The 5,106-nt window shown below is 38.4% G+C and carries 3 protein-coding genes and 2 pseudogenes; 4 read left to right on the top strand and 1 reads right to left on the bottom strand.

Annotated features, from left to right (window positions below):
• A pseudogene (locus tag CXF78_RS09575) lies at window positions 1-608 on the bottom strand (arginine decarboxylase); the annotation flags it as partial.
• Between the two features lie 586 nt (window positions 609-1,194).
• Between CXF78_RS09575 and CXF78_RS09570 the strand changes: the two are divergent.
• The 4 genes and pseudogenes from CXF78_RS09570 to CXF78_RS09555 all read left to right on the top strand — a co-directional run bounded on the left by CXF78_RS09570 (window position 1,195) and on the right by CXF78_RS09555 (window position 4,543).
• Window positions 1,195-2,017, top strand: a pseudogene (locus CXF78_RS09570) (S1 RNA-binding domain-containing protein).
• A gap of 105 nt (window positions 2,018-2,122) precedes the next feature.
• Window positions 2,123-2,776: a YceH family protein gene (locus CXF78_RS09565; protein WP_102036644.1), complete on the top strand. Its 654-nt coding sequence runs from the start codon at window positions 2,123-2,125 to the stop codon at window positions 2,774-2,776.
• 37 nt (window positions 2,777-2,813) lie between these two features.
• A complete protein-coding gene (locus CXF78_RS09560; protein ID WP_102036643.1) occupies window positions 2,814-3,647 on the top strand; it encodes an ABC transporter permease in 834 nt (277 codons plus the stop codon).
• A complete protein-coding gene (locus CXF78_RS09555) occupies window positions 3,644-4,543 on the top strand; it encodes an ABC transporter ATP-binding protein (protein WP_102036642.1) in 900 nt (299 codons plus the stop codon). The genes CXF78_RS09560 and CXF78_RS09555 overlap by 4 nt, the downstream gene beginning before the upstream one ends.
• Window positions 4,544-5,106 lie beyond the last annotated feature (563 nt).

The raw sequence follows: 5,106 nt of genomic DNA, 5'->3' as shown, positions 1-5,106 counted from the left end.
CGCACACGTAAACCCAAGCGAGGTGTAATACCAAGCTTTTCAGCTTCAATTAGTACCATTTTAAGTTCTGACATTTTTTCCAGAACGATATACACCTTATGGCCAAGCTTTTCGCCGATAAGTGCTAAACGAATGTATTCTTTATCTTTGTAACCATTACATACAATGACTGAACTGGCTTTTTGTGCCATCGCAAGTACAGCCATTAACTCTGGCTTACTACCTGCTTCAAGTCCTAACTGAGGGACTTCTTTAGATTTTTGGCTAGCTAAAATTTCTTCAACTACCGTTTTCTGTTGGTTTACTTTAATTGGGTAAACTAACAAGTAATCATTTTGATAATCGTACTTCTTTATAGCATCATTAAATGCTTCGCATAAACTTTCCACTCTATGGTGTAAGATTTGCGGGAAACGGACTAATACCGGTAACGAGACGCCTGCTTCGACCATACTTTTGGCTAATTCATTTAAGCCAACTTTATGATCAGGATTTTGTGGGTTAGGTGACACAGTCACTTCGCCATCTTCACGAATACCATAAAAACCTTGGCTCCAGTGAGTCACGTTATAACCCGAGCGAGCATCTTCGATAGACCAATCAGACATAATTATTTTCCGTATTTGTATCAAAGTTAGCAGTTAACCAAAAGTGGCTTCTGCTTGTTGAAAATTCAGATAGCACAATAAGGCTATCCAAGAAATAAAATGGTTTATCCAGCACTATGATTATGGCTGTAAAACCTGTGACAAACAAAATAAAGGCACTATACGTTGGCCCAATATCATATCGTCATTGTTATCATGTTTTGCATCTGCTTATATAGAACATCTTACGCAGAAATCCACAAAGCATGCAAATTTTAGCTGCTGGACATCAATTGGCAGCTGTAACAAGTATTTTACTGATTAAGCCTGCAGTTAGTTCACTTTTTAATTGATAACCAACCACATTTTCAGCCTTTATAAAAACGGCGCAATTAAAACCTGCAATGGTGTGTAATGCAAGTTAATTACCGATTAATTACTATAAAAAATCATCTACAATCGTTGCCAGAAACCTCAACAAACAAGGTGATAAGCCTAAATGATTTTCGATAGCGATTAATTGGCACAACGTGAGCTTAATTTACGTGTATAATTACGTGTTTTTCCTAAGATCATCTTTTCATTTTTAATTAAAGTAGAGTCATTCATGATACAAATCGGTAAACGTTATTCATTAGAAGTTGTTAAACAAGTTAATTTTGGGGTTTATCTAAATGCTCAAGAGCTTGGACAAGTCTTGCTTCCTAATAAATTTGTCCCTACCGGTTGTAATGTCGGTGATATGGTAGATGTGTTTCTTTACCTAGACTCTGAAGACATTGTGATTGCTACCACCCAAAAATCGTTAGCTCAAGTGGGTGAATATGCTTATTTAAAAGTAATCGCCACGGGCCCATTCGGCGCATTTTTAGATTGGGGCTTAGACAAAGATTTATTACTCCCGTTTGGTGAGCAACATAAACCGGCCGAAGAAGGCCGTTTATGTCCATGCTAACCATGCCGACGAACGTATTATGGCATCGTCAAAACTGGATAAGTTTGTCGATAAAACAGAAGCGCATTACACCGAAGGTGAACAGGTTAACTTAATCATTGGTGGCACTACAGAGCTAGGTTACAAAGCCATTATTAACAACCTGCATTGGGGCGTAATTTACGCTAACGAAGTTTTCCAAAAATTGCGATTTGGTCAAAAAGTAACTGGTTATATCAAAACAATGCGCAGTGATGGCAAAATTGATCTTGTGCTTCAAAAAGGTGATAAAGACGAGCTAGATAAAAATGCCCGTTTGATCATTAATAAATTGCGAAGCGCTAATGGTTTTTTACCACTACATGACAAAACTGATGCTGATGTCATTTATGACAAACTCGGCATGAGTAAAAAAGCCTTTAAGAAATCAATTGGTGGTTTATTTAAAGCAGGTGAAATCACTATCGAAAGTGAAGGTATTCGCCTAACTGTGTGAACAATAATCGATTAGCCTCGGTAAACTAGTCCAATCCTTTGAGAAAAAGCATGCCTCTGTTATAAAAGTAATAGAATCATGCTTTTTATTAAAAGGATACTGTGTATGGAATTAACCTCACTAGAAGCTAGAGTTATCGGATGCTTACTCGAAAAAGAACTCACCACTCCTGATCAATATCCTCTGTCATTAAATTCACTCGCCTTAGCATGTAATCAAAAAAGCAGCCGCGAACCAGTGCTATCACTGAGCGAGTCTCAAGTAAAAACAGTATTAGACGATCTTACCAAAAAACGCTTACTGAGCGAGCAATCTGGTTTCGGTAGTCGAGTCGTAAAATATAAGCATCGCTTTTGTAATACTGAATTCAGTGAATTGCAGTTAAACAGTGCTGAAGTAGCAATAATTTGTGTGTTGTTATTGCGCGGCCCACAAACACCAGGCGAACTCAAAACTCGCACTAATCGACTCCACGAATTCGCTGATGTATCACAGGTTGAAACAGCCTTATTGGCATTAAGCCAACGTGAAAAGCCTTTAGTTGTACAACTTGCTCGAGAAGCGAATAAACGTGATTGCCGCTTTCTTGAGTGCTTTAGTGGCAACGTTGATGACTATGATGTGAACAGTAGTGATGCCATTGTCGTGTCGAATCACACTCAACAAACGTTACAGCAAGACTCTAAGATTGTAGAATTAGAACAAAGAGTTGAGTTGCTAGAACAAAAGCTAGCGCAATTAGAGTCGCTATTAAACTAATTAACGCTTTCCGAAACAGCTAAGCAAGGAAAAGTATATGGACCGTACCGCCTCTCCATCGACACTGACTCATATTTGGTTATTAGCAAAATATGAGTTAACCAAACGTTTTACTAACAAAAGCGGCATGATTTCATTAATCGCCTTTATGTTAATTTGGGCTATTTTATTGTTGTACCCTATCAAGAGTGCATCTGAATTTATTATGCAGCCTAACTTTAAAGACTTTACTGAAGCCCTCTTTGGACCAGGAAGTTTGCGCCATCTGTTCGAATGGCCAGTTGAAGAGTTTGCAGTGTTCTGGTTAGCTGCACTGTACCTTTTTCCCATGTTCAGTATTTTTATTGCCGCAGATCAATTTAGTTCAGATAAACAACGTGGTAGTTTGCGATTTCTAACCTTAAGAGTCAGTCGTTCAAGTTTATTTTTTGGTCGTTTCTTAGGGCAAATGTTTATCCAATTGATGTTGATCATCTTAACGTTATTGGCCACCATCGCATTAGCATTATCTCGTGATATATCTTTGTTATTGCCATCAATAACAACTAGCTTAATCGTAATGGTTAACCTAGTAATCGTATTATTACCCTACACTGCTGCTATGGCTGTACTGTCATTACATGCAAACTCAGCAAGACAAGCCAGTATTTTTGCGGTTATCTTGTGGGCTGTAGTATCAATATTTATTGCATTAATTAATATGAATTTCCCACAATTAAGCTGGTTAAACTGGATGCTACCTGGTTCGCAAATAGGCAATTTGATCAATACTCAAGGATTAGGCTCATTTGTATACGTTCCCATTCCATTACTGCAAACTGCGGTTATTTTATTTGCTGGTAAAGTCTTAATGAGTAGGAGTGCGCTATGAGTATCATTCAATGTGACAACCTTTCTAAACAATACGGTAATAAACTTGCGCTCGACACTGTATCGTTAACGCTTACACAAGGCGCTCCTATAGCATTAGTTGGCCCCAATGGTGCCGGTAAAACAACGCTATTCAGTTTACTCTGCGGTTATATCCGACCAACCAGTGGCAGTATTAGCATTTTAGGCCATAAACCCGGTAGCAAAGCGTTACAAGGGCTATTGTCGGCATTGCCTCAAGATGCAGCATTGGATCCTAATTTTAGTATTGTGTCGCAACTTCAGTTTTTTGCCCAATTACAAGGCATGACAGCAGCGGCAGCAAAGCAAGAAGCATTAAGAGTGCTCACCCTTGTCGACTTAAGTGACTCAGCAGAGGCTAAACCTAAAAGTTTAAGTCACGGCATGAGTAAACGAGTCTCTATTGCCCAAGCTCTAATGGGTTCTCCTAAAATTGTGTTACTCGACGAACCGACAGCGGGACTAGATCCTGCCAATGCGAAAAAGATTCGTCAAATTGTCAAAGAGTTATCCGACCATACAACTTTTGTGATCAGCTCGCATAATCTTGATGAACTTGAAAAGTTATGCGACCAAGTTGTCTATCTAGAACATGGAAAATTGCAGCAGTCGGTATCAATTAAAGCCAACCAAGCGACTGACTTTATTACGCTGACAATGAAACAATGCGACATGGACAGCCTTCATCAGCAGTTATTAGGTCTTAACGATATTATTGAAGTAAGGCGTATCGGTGATGAGCAATATGTTATCGAGTACCAGAAGCAATCCAGCTTTGCCATTGAAATTCAGTTATTTGAACTGTTTACTGCTAACCAGTGGCAATATAAAGCAATACTTAAAGGCCGAACCTTGGAAGAAACCTTGTTTTCTTAACTCACAAATATCAATCGTTCTGTCACTGATGTTAATCAATACTGATATCGAAATGAAAATGACTCACGACTTGGTATTTTAATTAGACGCACAATGCCGTTGTTTTTTAATTTGTGGTTAACACCCCTTGCTAATAAACAATGGTATAACCCAGTAAAACTGGGTGGCAATATCATCCAATAACATTGAAGCTGTATTATAGAGAACTATTTCAAGCAACAATGTACTTATGACTGTAATGAACCACAAATAGTCCTGCACAAAAAACTCGAAAAATAAAACACTAAAAACTGCAAACATAAACGGTAACGCCAGCTTAGTGTAAATACCTCGCATTGGTTGTCATCCTTTCAGGTGATAAACTATGTACAATTTGCTTAAGTTATTTTACTCACAAATGACAAACTTCACGAGAAACCACTGATGGTGGGTAACTAGGTATAAATGAAACGCTCAAGGACGTTTTACAAAAGTGGAAAGTGGAAACACGAGTGAAAGTAACGGGGATGAGATAGACAATTAGCGTGATGATAACTGCAGATACTGTCTCTTTATACACATCT

The sequence above is a fragment of the Shewanella sp. 11B5 genome (assembly GCF_002836795.1).
GTDB classification, from domain to species: Bacteria; Pseudomonadota; Gammaproteobacteria; order Enterobacterales; family Shewanellaceae; genus Shewanella; species Shewanella frigidimarina.
This window is presented reverse-complemented; position numbering and strand designations above follow the sequence as displayed.

Coding starts and splice junctions, on each gene's coding strand:
- CXF78_RS09565 (WP_102036644.1), top strand. CDS start 2,123: ATGGAATTAACCTCACTAGAAGCTAGAGTTATCGGATGCTTACTCGAA.
- CXF78_RS09560 (WP_102036643.1), top strand. CDS start 2,814: ATGGACCGTACCGCCTCTCCATCGACACTGACTCATATTTGGTTATTA.
- CXF78_RS09555 (WP_102036642.1), top strand. CDS start 3,644: ATGAGTATCATTCAATGTGACAACCTTTCTAAACAATACGGTAATAAA.